This is a genomic window from Spirosoma lacussanchae (assembly GCF_005870035.1).
Lineage (GTDB): Bacteria > Bacteroidota > Bacteroidia > Cytophagales > Spirosomataceae > Spirosoma > Spirosoma lacussanchae.
Genome location: NZ_SWJG01000007.1, coordinates 53,764 through 71,457 on the forward strand (window position 1 = coordinate 53,764; position 17,694 = coordinate 71,457).

Below are 17,694 nucleotides of genomic sequence, written 5' to 3' on the forward strand. Positions count from 1 at the left end.
CTGACTAAGCGGCTAGGTATGAAAAGTTGCTTATTTTAGTGAGCGGTAGATAGACGTTGAGGAATATGGCTTGTAAGTCAGTAGGTTAGCCCGGCTTATATGAATCGAAGCACGCATAAATACCAGCTCAGACTGCTGCCAATGCACCCGAAGCAATACGTGCTTGGGGTGTTGATGCTTGTTGGTATGGCCCGCTGTACGGCCGATTATCCGGCTACGAACACGACCGTGCCGCCACAATCGACAGGACCCGTATCGACCACGCCCGCTCCGGCGACGACTACGCCCGGCTCGACCACCCCGACTAGCCCAGCGGCTTCGGTAGACACGCTGACGGCGCTACCGCCCCCCCGTTTCGAGCCTGACGGGGGCAATCTGTACGTAGGCACGCCCGTACGACTGGTGGCCGACTCGCTACCGCCCCAGTCCGTTGTCGAGTATTCCGTTGATCAGGGAGCGAACTGGAAAGCCGGTGACCGGTTTCCGCTGATGGATGGGGGCGCACTGCTGGCCCGGATCCGGGTGGGTACGAAAGCCGCGCAGCGTCGTAGCCGGCCCTTTTTGGTGCACTTCAACCGGGTACTGATAATCGGCAACAGCATCATGGAGCATTTGCCGGTGCCGTCGTTGGGTTGGTTCAATAGTAACGGAATGGCCGCTTCGTCTCCGCAGCACGATTTTGTCTATCTACTGACGCAGCGGCTCAAAGCCCTACAGCCAAGTGTGGTGGTCAGGCTACAGAATGGAGGCAGCTTTGAACGGAATTACGCACAGATGAACCTGGCCGACTGGGATGAGTCGCTGCGGTTTGCGCCTGATCTGGTTGTCGTGCGGATTGCCGAGAATGTAGCCGAAGACCAGGTAGACCGGCTCCGTTTCGAAACGTACTACCGCAACCTGCTAACCCGCTTCGCGACCAGCGCCGGGCCGGTGAAGATTGTCTGCTCAACGAGTTTCTGGAACCAGCCGCGTACCGACGCCATCATCCGCAGCGTGGCCGCTGAAAAAGGCTACCCGGTGGCGGACCTGAGCGCGCTGGTCGATAAACCGGACTATATGGCCAGTCAGTATAAAAACCCCGATGTGGCCCGGCACCCTAACGATCGCGGCATGCAGCAGATAGCCAGTCTGTTATGGGCCAGCATCCAGTAACAGATCCCCCCAGTACGCCAGCAGCCGCTACTGACGGGTCAATAGCGGCTGCTGGCGTACTGAAGAAGACGGATCAGAAGAATGACAATCGCAGAATGAAAGGACTGCTGCCGTAAATAGCCCGGGCCACGCTGCTGTTGGCATTCAGGTTATAAAGCGCCGTCAGGTTAACCCCAAACCGGCGGCTGATGGGCTGCATATAGGTCAGGCCCAGCAGGGGAGATGTAAGTCCAAGGCTGGCTTTCTGGTTGAGCTGGTCGTACCGCACCTGAATGGTCGTATTTTCTACTTCGCCATGCAGGTAGAGGTTAGGCAGAATGGACGGAATGGCTTCGTACATCACAAAACCGCGGCCACCGTACTGGTTGTAGGTCTCGACGGGTACCGTTGCGCCGGTGTTGGTAATGCCTTTGTAACGCGTGTACGTATAGCTGGCCCCTACGCCGACCAGCACCCGCTCGGTCGCCTGATAGGCAATAACGGGCGATGCACCCAGGCTGAACGGATTGCCAAACCGGAAGCCATTGATGCCCCCCCCAAACCGAAGCCGCTGGCCGAACGGGAGAGGACGACCTTCGGGCGTCTGGGTGCGGAGCGGGTCTTTGCCCTGGTCGCGCCGATCTTCGGGGTCTTCGGTAAGCTGCCCGAAGGTTACGGTGCTGCTGAGCAGAGCCGCGATGACGAGTATTTTCTGGATATGATTCATGATGATGCGAAAGTGCTATTCAGCACGATTAGTAACGAAATCGGCCCGTTCAATAGTACGCAGGTGGGCCAGACCCTGTTGCATTCCCTCAGAATGACTCGTTTGCCGGCCTAACCGTTCGGTCAGAACGTAAATTCTTTTACTTCAGGGTCGTTCAGCAGCCGTTTGATGCATTTCTCGTGGTTTTTCTCCGACCCGCTCACCCGCCAGTATCCGATGATCTCGGTACCGATCCGCTGCTGGTGACTGCGCGTAGGCGAAAGCCCACACTCTTCAAAGAATTTCTCGTACTGGGCCAGCGTCCTGTTCCGGAACGGAGTCACAATCTTGTACTCTCGTAGCTGATTCCACTTACTGATGCGTCTGGACAGGCCCGACAGCAGCAGCAATGACCCCAGCACAAACCCGAAGCCCGTGAGCGCAATGTCGTACTGACCACTACCCAGACACATACCCAGCGCCGACACGACCCATACTACCGCGGCTGTGGTCAGGCCCTTGACGCGGTTTTCTTCCCGGAAAATGATACCGGCGCCCAGAAATCCGATGCCGTTAACGATGTTAGCCGCAATACGATCGGTACTGTTGCCGCCAATCCGCACCGATACCATCGTAAACAGCGCCGAGCCAACGCAGATCATAATCATGGTCCGGAACCCGGCGGCCTTCCCGCGGTATTCACGCTCGGCCCCGATCAGCCCGCCAGCCAGCAGAGCCGCCACCAGACGGAGTATGTCTTCTTCAAAAAAAACCATCGAATCCCGTGAAAAATGTACGAATACGCCTGCACGCTGAGTAACGATCGGCCGGGCCGCGTAAATGCCCCCGACTTATTCGGAATCCCCTATCCATTACTCGTTTTTGCCGAACCTAACCGACCCTAAAACCGTTAAAACCTAGATAGAGTTTACCCTACTGACTCCGAATGAATTCAACCACGGAAACCGAACCACTGCGTTCCGTTGACCACCTCGACCCCCGGCAGTTTATTATCATCAAAGGGGCGAAAGTACATAATCTGAAAGGAATTGACGTTGCCATTCCGCGCAACAAGTTGGTGGTGCTGACGGGCCTGTCGGGTTCCGGTAAGTCATCGCTGGCGTTTGATACGCTCTTTGCCGAAGGGCAGCGGATGTATGTCGAAAGCCTGAGCAGCTACGCCCGGCAGTTTCTGGGCCGGATGGAAAAACCCGAGGTCGAGTACATCAAAGGGGTGTCGCCGGCCATCGCCATCGAACAGAAAGTCTCGACCCGCAACCCGCGCTCTACCGTGGGCACCTCGACCGAGATTTACGACTACCTTAAGCTGTTGTTTGCGCGGGCCGGTGTTACCTATTCGCCCGTGTCGGGCCGGGAGGTGCGCCGGGATAGCGTTACCGATGTGGTCAACTACATCTTCTCCTTCGGGGCTGGTCCGGATGGCGCAGCGCAGCGCGTCATGATCACGACGCCCCTGATCATTCACGAAGGCCGAACGCTCGACTACGAACTAAAAATCCTGCTGCAGAAAGGCTACACCCGTATTGTGGCCGATGGCGATTCGACGGGTCAGCAGGTGATTCAGATCGAAGACCTGCTCGAAGCCGATGGCACGATCGCGTCGGCGCTGCCGCCTTTTCTGGAAATCCTGATCGACCGGGGCACCGTAACGTTCGATGAGCAGGGTCAGCCCGACGAAGATACGCAATACCGCTTTTCTGACTCGGTACAAACGGCTTTCAACGAGGGCGATGGCGTATGCCGGGTCGATGTGGTCGGTAAAGAGTCGCGCACCTTCTCCGACAAGTTTGAGCTGGACGGTATCGCCTTTGAGGAGCCGAGTGTAAACCTGTTTACGTTCAACAACCCCTACGGCGCCTGCCGCCGGTGCGACGGCTTCGGGAAGGTGCTCGGTATCGATCCCGACCTGGTCATTCCCGACAAAAACCTGTCGGTCTTTGAAGGGGCTATTATGCCGTGGCGGAGCGAAAAGATGAGCGAGGAGTTTCTGAAGCCGCTGCTGCGGAACGGGATTCGTTTTGACTTTCCCATCCATCGGCCCTACAAAGACCTGACCCCCGCCGAGCAGGAGTTGCTCTGGACGGGTAACAAATACTTCGACGGGCTCAACGCCTTTTTTCAGTACGTCGAAAGTCAGACCTTCAAGGTGCAGTACCGCGTGATGCTGTCGCGCTACCGGGGCAAAACAACCTGTCCCGAATGTCGGGGGTCGCGCCTGCGCCGGGATGCGAGCTATGTAAAAGTGGCGGGTAAATCGATTACGGATCTCGTACTCATGCCCATTACCCAAACGGCCGCTTTCTTCCGCGAGCTGGACCTGCCCGCTCACCAGCAGCAGGTTGCTAACCGAATCCTGATCGAAATTCGCAACCGGCTCGATTATATGGAGCGCGTTGGGCTGGGTTACCTGACGCTCAACCGCCTGACTAACTCGCTCTCGGGGGGCGAGTACCAGCGGATCAAGCTGGCAACCTCGCTCGGCTCGGCTCTGGTCGGGTCGATGTACATTCTCGACGAACCCAGCATTGGGCTGCATCCCCGCGATACCAAACGGCTGGTCAGCGTGCTCGAATCGCTCCGCGATATGGGTAATACCGTCATCGTCGTTGAGCATGAAGAAGAAGTCATGCGGGCCGCCGACCAGCTCATCGACATCGGTCCCGATGCCGGTACGGGGGGCGGCCATCTGGTCTTTCAGGGTACGCTGAACGATGCCTTGCTGGAGACGGGGATTGACCATCTGCTTCCGGCCAACCCGGCTCTGCGGTCACATACGCTCGACTTCCTGACGGGCCGCGAAACGGTGCCGGTGCCGACCTTCCGGCGTAAGGCGACGAACTTTATCGAGCTGAAAGGCGCCCGGGAAAACAACCTGAAAGACGTAGACATCCGGATTCCGCTCAACACGCTGACGGTCGTAACGGGTGTGTCGGGTTCGGGTAAGAGTACGCTGATTCGGAAGGTGCTGTACCCGGCGCTGATGCGTCACAAAGGCGACGCGGCCGAAGAAGCTGGCAAATACGCCGAGTTGAGCGGCTCACTCGATCGGGTGCAGGCCATCGAGATGATCGACCAGAACCCCATTGGCAAGTCGAGCCGGTCTAACCCGGTTACGTATATCAAAGCCTACGACTACCTCCGGCAGGTCCTGGCCGAGCAGCCCGTATCGAAGTCGCGGGGATACAAGCCGAGCCATTTTTCGTTCAACGTCGACGGCGGTCGCTGTGAGGTTTGTCAGGGCGAGGGCGAGGTAAAGATTGAGATGCAGTTCATGGCCGACATCTACCTCAAGTGTGAGGGCTGCGGAGGTCATCGGTTCAAGCAGGAAATCCTGGAGGTGACCCTGCGCGACAAAAACGTATCGGACATCCTGGACATGACCGTCGACGAAGCGATCGAGTTTTTCCGGGAGGCCGAACCGAAAATGGCCGATAAACTCATGCCGTTGCAGGAGGTCGGGCTGGGCTACATTGGCCTGGGCCAGTCATCGAATACGCTCTCGGGGGGCGAGGCTCAGCGCGTGAAGCTGGCGTCGTTTCTGGGTAAAGGCAATCCCAACAAAGGCGGTACGCTGTTTATCTTCGACGAACCAACAACGGGGCTGCACTTCCACGACATCCGCAAGCTGCTGTCGGCGATCAACGCGCTGGTCGACCAGGGGGATTCGGTCCTGATTATTGAGCACAACATGGAAGTTATCAAGAGTGCCGACCATATCATCGACTTGGGTCCGGAAGGGGGCGAAACGGGTGGCTATGTGACGTTTACGGGTACGCCCGAAGCCATGGTCGCCCTCCCCGAAGGCAAGAACTACACCGCCGATTTTCTGCGCGGTAAGGTCTAGATCAGGCAGATTATTTCCCGGTAGAAAAGACGGATGGTCTCATCCGTCTTTTTTTATGGGTGCATGGCCCGAATCCACTCGCGCACGAGTGCTACGCCTTCGCGGTGGGTGACTTTGCGGGCTACTTCGGGCATCATCACGCCCGGGTCCGTCGACTCCATCCGATAGACAAGGATAGACTCGTCGGGTTTGCCGGGTACAATATCGAACTGACGCCCGCCCGAGCCGCGGCCGGCCGCCACCGGCGTTTTCTGCACTCCCCAGGCGGTTGGGTTCGTTTCAGTATGGCGCAGGTTCAGGCCCGAGGTGCTGGCCGGTCCGTCGGGGCGGTGGCAGTGGGCGCAGTTGATGTCGAGCCAGGCGCGGGCCCGCGCATCCAGGCTCCCCGTTGCAGGATCGTTCCAGACCGGCGTTTTCGGCACGCTGGCCAGCGCGGGCAGATTCGTCAGCAGGCCGTGTTGCTGCCAGTAGGTGAGCTGGTTGGCTTCTCCGTCGGCATAAGTCAGGTTGCCATTGAGCTGCCGCGCCGACGGGCCAATAGGCATGAGGGTTTCGTTACGGTTATGACAGCCTTTACACTGGTTCAGGTTGGGCATCACATAAAGCTGGCGGTGATTTTTGCCGCTGGCATCCGTATAGGCTACGTTTGTCTGCTCGCCGGCTACTTCGAGGATGGCGTCGGTCTGCTCGGCGTTCCAGACGTATTCGAGGGCTTTCCAGCCCGCAGCTTCGTGGACCAGCAACCGGGTCTCGAGCAAACGTCGGCCTTTGTCGGGCTGGCGAAAATCGGTCGGGAAATAAAACGTCTTGATCAGCACCGTACCGACCGGAAAAGCCAGCACGTCGTCGGGCGTATACGGCACCGACTGGCCGGCGGGTAGCCGAACGAACCGCAGTTTTTCGGCATAATCGGAAAACAGCGGGGTGTTGAGCCGATAGGGAACAACCCCGGCCGCCGGTTGCTGATCAGCGATATTGCCCGTAAAAAAGCCCCAGGCCGAGAGGCTTTCCGGTGCTGCTACAGCCGGGTAATCCTGCCTGATGGTAAAGGCAACCGACAGCAAAAAAGCACCGATCGATAGGAGAAGACCTTTCATAGCACGGAGGGTAAGTGTTTGTTGGTTTTGTCATCCCGACCGGTACGCCGGTCGGGACTACAGAAAAGGCGACCTGGCGTCGTTCAGGTGGGGGTTACCGGCCCAGGCTTAGCTTCGCATCGGCGAGGGGCTTGAGTTCGCAGTTGTGCTTCGACAGATCGCGCGAAATGGTCCTGAAGTTATTGGCCACGTCCATATTGGCAAACGTGGCGCCTGTATTGTTGCGCAGGCAGATATCCATCGTGGCCGGTTGGGCGTAGCTGGTGTCGGTAATGCCATCCCACAAAATATCGGGTACGTCCTTGCCGAACTTGAGCTTGAACCGGAACATCATACCCATACGGCCTTTGCGGGTGGGGTAGCCGCGTTCCCGCCGGTACAGGTTGTCGTGGATGCTGATACGGGTCGGGTAGGGGTAGTACGCTTTGTCGGCAATGGGGTTCTCGGTCATGTAGTAGCTGATAATACCCGTACCGATACTCTTGTTGTTGATAATCTGGTTCTCGAAAATCTCGACCTGATTCGTGGCCAGAATCAGCATACCCGTTCCGGCCGCCACCCGCGCCACGATGTTGCCTTTGGGCGCGAAATTGTCGAAGTTGTTGTTCTGAACCGTGTTTTTATAGACCCTCACGTTGCCGCCCCGTTTCTGTACCAGATCGGGCAGGTCGAAGACCAGAATGCCGCCCGTATTGTCGTGGGCGTTGTTTTCGTAGACGTCGGCCATCAGCGAGTTCTCGATCTCGATACCGGCTACGTTATGGTGGGCTTCGCACTGGCGCACCACGATGTTTTTCGACTGCCCTACGTAGATGCCCGCGTCTGAGGCTCCGATGGCCGTGCAGCGTTCGATCAGTACGTTCTGACACTGAACCGGATAAAGGCCATACGAGCCGTTGGTGGGGCCGGGTTTGCCCGTCCACTCAACCTTCACGTTTCGAAAGGTGATGCCGTTTACATTCATCGTTTTGATGCAGTCACCTTTGGTATCCTGAATCGTCAGGTCTTCGATAACGATGTTCTGCCCGTTGCTGACGCGTAAGCCCTCGGCCCCGTCGGTCTGCCCTTTAAACGACAGAATAGTTTTGTCCATACCCCGTCCGCGGATGACGATGTTTTTCTTGTCTTCGAGCGACAGGCTGCCGCTGAAGGTGAACCTACCCTCGTCGAGCTGAATCGTAGCGCCGTCGTCGCTCAGGATGAGCTGTTTCTGAATAGCCTTCTGGACCGCTGGCTGGGCCACTGCCGAAGTGGCCAGCAGGGCGTAAACGATCAGGATACCGAACAACGTTTTCATAGAAGTAGTTGATATATGGTTGGTGGCAATCTGTTCCATGACGTGAAAAAGCGTTACGCTATCCGAAGGGCGAATCTGCTACTTTTATACCCAATTGCATACGCTAACTATCAAGTAAATCATGGCCGAACGCATTAGCTACGGCAAGACGTGGTGGGGGCAGCAGTGGCTCAACGCCCTAACCCGGATTGACGACGCCAACCGGCTGCCACGGGGTAAAACCTATGCCAACAAAGGGGCGGTACAGGGGCTGAAAATAGATACCAATCAGATCAGCGCTTCCGTAAAGGGAACCAAGCCCCGGCCGTATAAAGTAAAACTGACTGTACCGCTGTTTACCGGGCAGGAGCGCGACTGGCTGCTGACCGAAATTGGCGATAACCCGGCTATTCTGGCGCAGCTGCTGAACCGGCAACTGCCCGAAGAGCTGGTGCAGTTTGCCCAGACGCGCCAGATTACCCTGTTTCCCGAATCGTTCGACGATCTGGGCATGGGTTGCTCGTGTCCCGACTACGCCATTCCCTGTAAGCACCTGGCAGCTGTGGTGTACGTCATTGCCAACGAGATTGACCGCAATCCGTTTCTGGTTTTTCAGCTGAAAGGGCTCGATATCCTGGCCGAACTGAAAGACCAGCAGGGCGACGTGCTCAGCGGAGGTATGGAGACCGTGCTGCTGCTGCGCGACCTCGGCACCGACGACCTGCCCGACGATGAAGACTGGAAACCCGATGAAGCGACCCGGAGCCTGCTCGACTTCGGCACCATTCCGCCCCTGGCCGATCAGCTGCTCGATCTGCTGCAGCCCGAGGTTACCTTCACCAAAAGTGATTTTAAGAAGTCGCTCGCCAAAGCGTATACACTATTCAGTAAGCCCGCAGCCGACCAGCCGGGCCGGGGCCGCTCCGTTACCCGACACGCCCGCCCGAACGGTCAGGCCAGGCCAGCGCCCGACGCCGAGCATCCCGACCCCAGCGACAGCATCGAGCTGCAGCTCGATGAGCTGATGGAGATCAAAAAGATCGGCATCTTTACCGAGCATGGCGAGCAGCGGTCCTTTAGCGAGTATGACCTGGCCGACCTGACCAGCTGGCTCGATACGCTGACCGAAGCCGATTTTGCCGAGATGAGTGATTCGGTACGGGCGCTCTATCTGGCCCATCAGTTTTCGGCCGCGCTGCTGCGCCGGGGTGCCGTAGTGCCGCAGTTGCTGTGTCTGGGCGTCAAAGAAGATCAGTACCGGGTGCGATGGATGCCCGCTACACTCAACGAAGCCGTGCGGCAGCAGACCGATCTGCTGGCGGCTCAGCTGCCTCCGCTGCTGCTGACCATGCGCTGGCAGAAAGAATGGCTGGCGCTGCCCGGTCGCGAACAGGTACTGATGCTCTGTTCGCTGCTCATGCGCCCAAGCATCCATGCCTCAACCGTTGAGCTATGGGAACGCTGGCCGCTCGAAGACGCTGATCGCTTGTTCTTCGGCGTTGAAACGGTTCGGTTCGAAGGGTTCGGAAAACGCGAGATGCCGCTGGCCATGCAGTTGTGGCTGAACGATTTCTTTCTGACCCACAAGCGATTTGTGCCGATCCTGGCCGTAGAAGAGTCAGAACTCAGCGACGAGTTCCGCGTCAGCCTGCTCATCCGCGATAACGAGGCCATTGCCGAAGCGCCCCCCGCCGATGTAGCCAAAAAACCGAGCCGATCCCCCAAAAAAGCCGCTGCGGCCCCGTCGGTCGTTCCGCCTATTCCGCTGCATGAGATTCTGAACGATCGTAAACACGCGGGAATTCGGATGGCCGTCTTGCAGGATTTGCTCGTTTTGTCGAGGCATTTTCCTGATCTGGCTCAGCTCACCAAATCCGACGGTGGGGCCCGGCCCGACGCGCTGTTCTACAAACCCGACGAGTTTGTGAAGGTGCTGCTCGAAGCCCTGCCCCGCATGCAGCTGCTCGGTATTTCGCTGCTGTTGCCAAAGTCGCTCCGGCATTGGGTGCGGCCCACGGCGGGCGGGCGGCTTCGTCCCAAAACCAAAGGGTCGGTGTCGAACCCCTCGTTCATGCGCCTGGACGATATGCTGACCTTCGACTGGCAGGTAGCCCTGGGCAGCGAGATGGTCAGCGTGAAGGAGTTTCAGAAGCTGGTCAGCAACTCGACCGGGCTCGTCAAGATCAAAGACCAGTACGTGCTGATCGATCCCGACGAGCTGAATAAGCTCTATAAACAACTTGACAACCCGCCCGAACTAACCGGCGCCGACATGCTGCGGGCGGCTCTGTCGGAAGAATACAAAGGAAACCGGCTGGGCCTGGGCGACGATGTGCGGGAGATCATCCGGCAGTTTACCAATACCGAAGCCCAGCCGCTCCCCGACGCGCTCAACGCCAGCCTCCGGCCCTATCAGCAGCGGGGCTACGACTGGCTCGTGAAAAATACGGCCCTGGGTATGGGGAGCCTGCTGGCCGACGACATGGGCCTGGGTAAAACCCTGCAGGTCATTGCGCTGCTGCTGCGGTTCCGGCAGGAAGGCCGGTTCAGGAAACAGAAAGGGCTGGTTGTGTTGCCAACTACACTGCTGACCAACTGGCAGAAAGAAATAGCCCGGTTTGCACCCGATCTGAAGCCGCACATCTACCACGGTCCCGGCCGGAAACTCCCCGCCGAAAACGCCCCGTACGACCTGTTGCTGACCACCTACGGCGTGGTGCGCTCCGACCTCGAAAAGCTGAAGAAAACGACCTGGGCCACGATCATTATCGACGAAGCGCAGAACATCAAAAATGCCGATACCGAGCAAACCAAAGCCGTTAAATCGCTGAAGGCTCCCATCCGGATTGCGCTCAGCGGCACGCCCGTCGAAAACCGGCTGTCGGAGTTCTGGAGCATCATGGATTTCGTGAACAAAGGCTACCTCGGCGGACTGACTAAGTTCAACGAAGACTTCGGCAAACCCATTCAGCAGGAGCGCAACCACCAGAAGCTCGATCAGTTCAGGCGCGTTACTAGCCCGTTCCTGCTCCGGCGCGTCAAGACCGACAAAACCATCATCAGCGACCTGCCCGACAAAATCGAGAACAACCAGTACTGCTCACTGACACCCGAGCAAACGGCCTTGTACGAGAGCGTTGTGCAGGAGAGCATCCGGGCCATCGAAGAAAAAGACGGTATGGCCCGGCGCGGGCTGGTTCTCAAGCTGATGACGGCGCTTAAGCAGATTGGCAATCACCCGCATCAGTACCTTAAGGAAGGACAGGCCACCAAGGGTAATCGCAACGCTGGTCCGTCCGACCCGGCGTTGTCGGGCAAGGCCACGCTGCTGCTCAACCTGCTCGAAACGATTTACGCCAACCACGAAAAAGTGCTGATTTTCACCCAGTATTACGAGATGGGGATGTTGTTGCAACAGTTCATCCAGCAGGCCTTCGGGCAGGAGCCCCTGTTTCTGCACGGCGGCACCACCCGACCCGACCGCGACCGCATGGTTGAGCAGTTTCAGAACAACCGCTCCGACCACACCTTTATTCTATCCCTGAAAGCGGGGGGAACGGGGCTGAACCTGACCCAGGCCAATCACGTCATCCATTATGACCTCTGGTGGAACCCCGCCGTTGAGGCTCAGGCCACCGACCGGGCCTTCCGGATCGGGCAAACCAAAAACGTACTGGTTTACCGCCTGATGAACCAGGGCACGCTCGAAGAAAAAATCGATGCCATGATCCGTTCCAAAAAAGAACTGGCCGACCTCAGCGTAAAAACCGGCGAAACCTGGATCGGCGACCTCAGCGACGAAGACCTGAAGGAGCTGGTTAGTTTGGAATAATACATGCTAAGCATCGATCGGACCATGCGTTTATTTTCCAGTGTTCGCCATCCATCCCTGGCCCGTCAGGGCCTCCACCGCGCAGCGTCGGTAGCGGGTAGCAAACGTACGGGATCAGCCCTGGCCCGTCAGGGCCTTTACAGCGCAGCGTCGGTAGGAATGTTGCCCACGCGATCATGGCCCGTCAGGGCCTCCACAGCGTAGTGTCGGTAGCATCATTCAGGGACAGCAAATACAATGTGCCGTCAGGTACATAACAGCGTAGCATCGGTAGCAGTCGCATCATGGGACCGGACCCCGTTCAAAGCCAGGTGCCGTCAGGTACATAACAGGTCGGGTACCTAACGGCACCTGGTTCCCTCCGGGAGGCTGTTTTCTACCGACGCTGCGCTGTAAAGGCCCTGACGGGCCGGTGTTGATTCTGAATGATGCTACCGACGCTGCGCTGTATAGGCCCTGACGGGCTGGGTTAATCCTGGACGTCTGTGGTTCTAACGGGGGATATCGCCCCGTTTCAGGGCTTTGACGGCATAGTCGGCGGCCCGCGCGGAGAGGGCCATGTAGGTTAGAGATGGGTTCTGGCAGGGCGACGAAGTCATGCAGGCGCCATCGGTGCAGAATACATTGTTGACGAGGTGGTGCTGGTTGAACCGGTTGAAGACCGAGTTTTTGGGGCTGGTGCCCATTCGGGCGGTTCCCATCTCATGAATACTCAGCCCCGGATGCGCCTGGCTGTCGAAGCCATTGATATTCGAGAAACCGGCTTTTTCCAGCATCAGTACCGCCTGCTCCTGCGCGTCCCGGCGCATGAGGGTTTCGTTTTCGCGGTAATGAACGTCCATCTTCAGAACGGGCTGGCCCCACTTGTCGGTTTGTTCGCTGGTCAGGTAGACCCGGTTGTCTTCGTAGGGCAGACACTCGCCAAACGCGTCGAGGGTTACTTTCCAGCTGCCGAACTGGGTGGCTTTGGTCTTGAAATCGGCGCCGAACCCCTCTTCCCGGTAGGCATGCTCCCAGTTTTCGCGGTTGGTATAGACTTCAAACCCGTAGCCGCGCCGGAACGGTTGCCGGTCGGCGCCCAGGTTCCGGAAGCGCGGAATGTACAGCCCGGCAGGGTGTCGGCCGTAGTAGTATTTGTCGAGGTCGCGGTCGTAGTCGGCGGTGGCACCCACGTGGAAATGGTGGTCCATCAGGTTGCGGCCCAGCTGACCGCTCTCATCCATGCCCGTTGGGAACCGGTTCGAGCGGGAGTTCATCAGGATATAGGTCGATCCCAGCGCCGATGCGTTCAGGAAAATGATACTGGCCGAAAACTCGAGCCATTCGTGGGTTTGCTCGTCGATGACCCGCACGCCCGTGGCGCGGCCTTTACGTTCGTCGTAGATGATGGAGTTGACAATGGAGTGGGGCCGAACCGTCAGGCGGTTGGTTCGCCGGGCGGCTGGCAACGTGGCCGACTGGGTGCTGAAATACGCCCCGTACGGACAGCCGCGCATACAGAGATTACGAAACTGGCATTTGGCCCGGCCCAGCGCCATCTGTTGGGCCGTAGGGGCGGTCAGGTGAGCCGCCCGCGCCGAAATCACCTTGCGGTCGGGAAACTGGGCGTTGACGCTTTGCCGCAGGTGCGCTTCGAGGCAGTTATCGGGCAGGGGCGGTTGAAACTGACCGTCGGGCAGGTGGGGCAGCCCATCGCGGGAGCCGGCAATACCGGCAAATTTCTCGACATAATCATACCAGGGAGCTATGTCTTTGTAGCGAATGGGCCAGTCGGTCGCGATGCCTTCTTTGGCGTTGGCTTCAAAATCGAGGTCGGAGAACCGAAACGAGTACCGCCCCCACATCAGCGACTTGCCACCTACGTGATAGCCCCGAATCCAGTCGAACGGTTTTTCTTCGACGTAGGGGTTGTCCAGATCGTTGACAAAATGATGGTGGGTGGCTTCGGTAATGGTAAAGCCCGTCCGGTTCTGAACCGGGTACTTCGCCAGCAAATCAGGCGGCATCTGCTGGTTACGGTGCGGAAACTCCCAGGGTGCTTTGGTGGCGGTATGGTAGTCGGACACGTGTTCGATCATGCGGCCCCGTTCGAGCAGCAGCACGTTCAGCCCTTTTTCGCACAGTTCTTTGGCCGACCAGCCACCGCTGATGCCGGAGCCGACAACGATAGCATCGAATTTCTTACCCTTCGGAATTGGAGGCTGGGTGGTTGGGCGGTTCATGCGGAAAAAGGATAAAGAGCGTTCTTGACAGTGACGTACAGACTACGAATTTACGACCGGATCACGAGTCGGTAAATAGGGTAGCTCACGATAATAAAGCCAACGGCATAGAGACTGCTCGAAAAGTCGCCGATGACAACGCCCGCCAGAAAAGCCAGCGACGCAATCAACAGCGCCCAGGTCGAAAACGGGTAGCCCCAGGCCCGCACCGGCCGCACCAGATCGGGTTCCGTATGCCGCAGCCGGATCAGGGCCGCAAAACACGACGCGTAACAAAGCACGAAGAAGAACGTAGCAATATCGGAGAGCTGGTTATACGTATTGGTCAGGATCATGGCCACCGACGTCAGCGCCGTGACCACCACCGCGTAGGCTGGTGTGCCTCCGCGGTTTACGTACGTGACGAAGGGAAAAAACAACCCATCGCGACCCATGGCGAAGATAACCCGCGGGTTAAACATCATCTGCGCATTGATGATGCCCAGAATAGAGATCATCAGCAGAAACGTGACGACCTGCGCGCTGCCCGGCCCCAGCAGCACCTGTACCGCATCGGCCGCTGCGAGCTTGGACCCCGCTAGGGTCGATACGGGCAGCACGTACAGCAACGCCACATTGACCAGGATATAAATACCGATAATCAGCAGCACCCCGCTTACCATCGAGCGGGGCAGGTTGCGGCTGGGGTTTACGTCTTCTTCGGTAAAGTAGGCCGCCGTATGCCAGCCATCGTAGGTATAAAAAACCGATTGCAGGGCAGAAAGAACCCCCAGCCAGACACCCCCCTGAGCCACCGTCCGGACCGACTCGGTCGAGACAACCACCGGCGTCTGGGGTGTAACCGCGAAGCACAGAATCACGAACGCCAGCAGCCCCACGGCTTTGAGCAGGCTCATGACCTCCTGGGCGCGGCTGGCCGACCGAACGCCCAGCCAGTGAAACCCCACAAACGCAACCAGCACACCAATAGCCACGGCTTTCTGATAGGTAGCCAGCGTTGGTATCAGCAGCGCCAGGTATTCGCTCATGACGGCGGCCCCGAAGGCCATGGCCGACACACTGCCCAGCCAGGCACTGATGCCGATCACAAACCCCACGTAGTTGCCGAAGGCCCGCCGGGCATATACATACCAGCCCCCCGCTTTCGGAACCATGGTGCCCAGCTCGATGACCGACAACGACCCCACCAGCGCGTACAGCCCTACGATCAGCCAGACGGCAATAATCAGAAAAGGACTGCCAACCGCTTCAGCAATGGGACCAGGCTTGCGCAGAATACCGGTGCCGATGGTACCGCCAATGGTAACGGCTATGCCGAAGCCGACGCCGAGAAGTTTCTTGAGCTGGTTTTGGGCCATGTGCGTGCTTTTTTTGACGGTCAGTTCGATTGGTTATGGGCTAATCAACACCGTCTGCGGTGGGTCAGGAGCGTATTACTTACTGTACAATGATAATGAAAAACCAATCGCCAGAGGCCATACAACGGTCTACGTTGGCCTTTTTCCTACATTTGCGCCCATGAAAGTCTGGATGCTAGTTTTCGTAGGAGGAGGGGCCGGCAGTTTGCTGCGGTACCTGACCGGGCGCATCATACCGGCCACGCTGACCCCTTCGCCGTTTCCGCTGGCTATTCTGACCGTGAATGTACTGGCGAGCCTCGTGCTGGGCCTCGTGACCGGCTGGATTATGGGCCGCACTACGGGCGAAGAAACCCGCCTGCTGATCGGGGTGGGGTTCTGCGGGGGGCTCAGCACCTTTTCGAGCTTCAGCAACGATACCCTGCTGCTCCTGCAAAACGGCCGCACCGGAGCCGCTCTGCTGAATGTTGGCCTGAACGTAAGTCTGTGTCTGCTGGCGTCGGCGGGTGGACTATCGCTGGGTCAGCGGCTTTGACGGCGTATCTTGCAGCCACCACGAATCCGGCATTAGTATGAAACAGACGCTACTGGCTATTATTTCACTTGCCCTATCAATGAGTTCATCCATCCAGGCACAGGATATGGCGCGTCGGCTCCACGATGCGCACGATACGTACAAAGAAAAGACGTTCACTCACCGGCGGTTCAAGCATCGCGACATAATGCCGCTGCTGAACGCGCTCAAAACGCCCCTGTCGGTCAGCCAGGTGGGTGAGTCGCTCGAAAAGCGCAGCATCAATCTGGTTAAGGCCGGTACCGGAGCAACGAACGTACTGCTCTGGAGCCAGATGCACGGCGACGAAGCGACGGCGACCATGGCCCTGTTCGATATCTTCAACTTCCTGAGCGCGAAAAACGACGGATTCGATGAACTGCGGCAGGCTATCCTGAGCCAGATCACTATCCACGCAGTTCCTATGCTCAACCCCGATGGTGCCGAACGGTTTCAGCGACGTACGGCGACCGATATCGACATGAACCGCGATGCGCTGCGGCTGCAAACGCCCGAAGGCGCCCTGCTCAAAAACCTGCAGCAGACACTCCGGCCGCTGGTGGGCTTCAACCTGCACGACCAGAACCCACGGTATAGCGTAGGCAAAACCGGCAAGCAGGCGGTGGTATCGTTTCTGGCAACTGCCTACGACGAAGACCGGAACGTAAACGATGTTCGGCAGCGGTCGATGCAGCTTATTGTGGGGATGAACCGGGTGTTGCAGCAGTTCGTACCAGGTCAGGTAGCCCGGTACGACGATGAGTTCGAGCCGCGGGCCTTCGGCGATAATATCCAAAAATGGGGCACTACGCTGATTCTGATCGAATCGGGCGGCTACAAAGGCGATCCTGAAAAAATGGCGATTCGGCGGCTCAACTTCGTCTCTATCCTGACGGCGCTGAAAGCCATTGCCGACGGGTCGTACAAACAGGAGCGGACTGAAGACTACCAGGCTATTCCGGAAAACGGACGGGCGCTGTTTGACCTGCTGATCCGCAACGCCACCCTGGTGCGCGAAGGCCGTAGCGTTACCGTCGATGTGGGTATAAACCGGTACGAAGAGAATCTCGACTCGGCCCGGGCCTTTGGCTACAAAAGCAAAATTGAGGACATCGGCGACCTCTCGACCTTCGGCGGGCTGGAAGAAATCGACGCTACCGGGCTGACCCTGACCCCCACGCGGCTCTACAGCGATACTCTCGATACGCCTGCTGGTCTGCGAAGGCTCGATCTGGCCGCGCTGTATAAAGAAGGAATTACGGCGTTTCGGGTGCGGCAGGCAAAAAAAGACACCTTGCCAACGCAGCTGGTTCACCTGCTGGTAACCGGTAAATTACCGGCTCGTCCGCTGCAACTGGGTCAGATTCCGACCTTCCTGCTCCGGCGCGGCAACCGCATTGAGTACAATATTGTCAACGGATTCTGGAACCATGACCCGATTAGTCCAATAACAAAGACGAATGGCATTGCCGAATAAACGTTGACTATTCAATATAAAAGCCGAATAAATATTGGTTTATGCACATATTTGCCAAACAATAGATATTCAATAGAGTTTGAATTGCAATTATTTGACAATCAATAATTTACGGCTGTATCTAAACATAATTCAAGCGTAACAATGGCGTAACGTTGGCGTAATATTGGTCGGGTA

11 protein-coding genes are annotated in these 17,694 nt (G+C 57.8%); 5 read left to right on the forward strand and 6 right to left on the reverse strand.

What is annotated here, in order from left to right; translation table 11 throughout:
* Nucleotides 1-99 precede the first annotated feature (99 nt).
* Nucleotides 100-1,152 carry an SGNH/GDSL hydrolase family protein gene (locus tag FBR45_RS20840; RefSeq protein WP_246082327.1) on the forward strand — a complete coding sequence of 351 codons (1,053 nt, stop codon included), beginning with the start codon at nucleotides 100-102 and terminating at the stop codon, nucleotides 1,150-1,152.
* 73 nt (nucleotides 1,153-1,225) lie between these two features.
* Here FBR45_RS20840 and FBR45_RS20845 read toward each other — a convergent pair whose 3' ends face one another.
* Nucleotides 1,226-1,858, reverse strand: a complete 633-nt coding sequence (locus FBR45_RS20845) for a hypothetical protein (RefSeq protein WP_138505910.1) — start codon at nucleotides 1,856-1,858, stop codon at nucleotides 1,226-1,228.
* A gap of 122 nt (nucleotides 1,859-1,980) precedes the next feature.
* A complete protein-coding gene (locus tag FBR45_RS20850; protein WP_138505912.1) occupies nucleotides 1,981-2,613 on the reverse strand; it encodes an MgtC/SapB family protein in 633 nt (210 codons plus the stop codon).
* A 170-nt stretch (nucleotides 2,614-2,783) separates the two neighbouring features.
* On the opposite strand from FBR45_RS20850, the gene uvrA reads away from it, so the two are divergent.
* The gene (uvrA, locus tag FBR45_RS20855; RefSeq protein ID WP_138505914.1) at nucleotides 2,784-5,702 is read left to right on the forward strand and encodes an excinuclease ABC subunit UvrA; all 2,919 of its coding nucleotides are present in this window, start codon (nucleotides 2,784-2,786) and stop codon (nucleotides 5,700-5,702) included.
* Nucleotides 5,703-5,755: 53 nt separating this feature from the next.
* On the opposite strand, the gene FBR45_RS20860 is transcribed toward uvrA, so the two are convergent.
* Together FBR45_RS20860 and FBR45_RS20865 are read right to left on the reverse strand one after the other, a co-directional pair.
* Entirely contained in the window at nucleotides 5,756-6,799 is a 1,044-nt protein-coding gene (locus FBR45_RS20860) for an SO2930 family diheme c-type cytochrome (protein ID WP_138505916.1), read from the reverse strand.
* Between the two features lie 94 nt (nucleotides 6,800-6,893).
* Nucleotides 6,894-8,096 (reverse strand): parallel beta-helix domain-containing protein, encoded by a 1,203-nt coding sequence (locus FBR45_RS20865; protein WP_138505918.1) that lies wholly within the window; start codon nucleotides 8,094-8,096, stop codon nucleotides 6,894-6,896.
* A gap of 121 nt (nucleotides 8,097-8,217) precedes the next feature.
* Here FBR45_RS20865 and FBR45_RS20870 point away from each other — a divergent pair, with 121 nt between their 5' ends.
* Nucleotides 8,218-11,907 (forward strand): DEAD/DEAH box helicase, encoded by a 3,690-nt coding sequence (locus FBR45_RS20870; RefSeq protein WP_138505920.1) that lies wholly within the window; start codon nucleotides 8,218-8,220, stop codon nucleotides 11,905-11,907.
* 491 nt (nucleotides 11,908-12,398) lie between these two features.
* On the opposite strand, the gene FBR45_RS20875 is transcribed toward FBR45_RS20870, so the two are convergent.
* Nucleotides 12,399-14,129, reverse strand: coding sequence for a GMC oxidoreductase (locus tag FBR45_RS20875; RefSeq protein ID WP_138505922.1), 1,731 nt, complete (start codon nucleotides 14,127-14,129; stop codon nucleotides 12,399-12,401).
* A gap of 50 nt (nucleotides 14,130-14,179) precedes the next feature.
* Complete coding sequence (locus FBR45_RS20880) at nucleotides 14,180-15,487, reverse strand: APC family permease (RefSeq protein WP_138505924.1); 1,308 nt, start codon at nucleotides 15,485-15,487, stop codon at nucleotides 14,180-14,182.
* Nucleotides 15,488-15,647: 160 nt separating this feature from the next.
* Here FBR45_RS20880 and crcB point away from each other — a divergent pair, with 160 nt between their 5' ends.
* Nucleotides 15,648-16,022, forward strand: a complete 375-nt coding sequence (crcB, locus tag FBR45_RS20885; protein WP_138505926.1) for a fluoride efflux transporter CrcB — start codon at nucleotides 15,648-15,650, stop codon at nucleotides 16,020-16,022.
* 37 nt (nucleotides 16,023-16,059) lie between these two features.
* Complete coding sequence (locus FBR45_RS20890) at nucleotides 16,060-17,517, forward strand: M14 family zinc carboxypeptidase (protein WP_246082328.1); 1,458 nt, start codon at nucleotides 16,060-16,062, stop codon at nucleotides 17,515-17,517.
* Nucleotides 17,518-17,694 lie beyond the last annotated feature (177 nt).

Excerpts from the sequence above, each read along its gene's own strand:
- FBR45_RS20840 (WP_246082327.1), top strand. The coding sequence starts at position 100 with ATGAATCGAAGCACGCATAAATACCAGCTCAGACTGCTGCCAATGCAC.
- FBR45_RS20845 (WP_138505910.1), bottom strand. The coding sequence starts at position 1,858 with ATGAATCATATCCAGAAAATACTCGTCATCGCGGCTCTGCTCAGCAGC.
- FBR45_RS20850 (WP_138505912.1), bottom strand. The coding sequence starts at position 2,613 with ATGGTTTTTTTTGAAGAAGACATACTCCGTCTGGTGGCGGCTCTGCTG.
- uvrA (WP_138505914.1), top strand. The coding sequence starts at position 2,784 with ATGAATTCAACCACGGAAACCGAACCACTGCGTTCCGTTGACCACCTC.
- FBR45_RS20860 (WP_138505916.1), bottom strand. The coding sequence starts at position 6,799 with ATGAAAGGTCTTCTCCTATCGATCGGTGCTTTTTTGCTGTCGGTTGCC.
- FBR45_RS20865 (WP_138505918.1), bottom strand. The coding sequence starts at position 8,096 with ATGAAAACGTTGTTCGGTATCCTGATCGTTTACGCCCTGCTGGCCACT.
- FBR45_RS20870 (WP_138505920.1), top strand. The coding sequence starts at position 8,218 with ATGGCCGAACGCATTAGCTACGGCAAGACGTGGTGGGGGCAGCAGTGG.
- FBR45_RS20875 (WP_138505922.1), bottom strand. The coding sequence starts at position 14,129 with ATGAACCGCCCAACCACCCAGCCTCCAATTCCGAAGGGTAAGAAATTC.
- FBR45_RS20880 (WP_138505924.1), bottom strand. The coding sequence starts at position 15,487 with ATGGCCCAAAACCAGCTCAAGAAACTTCTCGGCGTCGGCTTCGGCATA.
- crcB (WP_138505926.1), top strand. The coding sequence starts at position 15,648 with ATGAAAGTCTGGATGCTAGTTTTCGTAGGAGGAGGGGCCGGCAGTTTG.
- FBR45_RS20890 (WP_246082328.1), top strand. The coding sequence starts at position 16,060 with ATGAAACAGACGCTACTGGCTATTATTTCACTTGCCCTATCAATGAGT.